At 61.2% G+C, this 255-nt stretch carries 1 protein-coding gene; it reads right to left on the reverse strand.

The window, feature by feature from the left end:
• On the reverse strand, nucleotides 1-255 hold a 255-nt coding region (locus E5W87_RS34835), incomplete at both ends, for an ABC transporter substrate-binding protein (RefSeq protein ID WP_292408337.1).

The raw sequence follows: 255 nt of genomic DNA on the forward strand, positions 1-255 counted from the left end.
GCTCGGAACGGCTCCAGCAACGCTAATTCCTGGGGCGAGGGCGGCCCCTCGGCCTTGTAATCCGACCGTTCGAAGTTCGATTGCGAGCGCTCGTAAGCGCCGAAAAACAGAACCCGCTTGGTCCATTCGAAATCGAAGCAATTGGCGATCGCCCGTCGCACGCGCACGTCGCGGAATTGCGGACGACGCTGGTTCAGCGCGACAGCCTGCATGGATGGCGTTTTCTCGCCGGGAAATTCGCGTTTGACGACCCTG

The organism is Mesorhizobium sp., assembly GCF_004962925.1.
GTDB lineage: Bacteria > Pseudomonadota > Alphaproteobacteria > Rhizobiales > Rhizobiaceae > Mesorhizobium.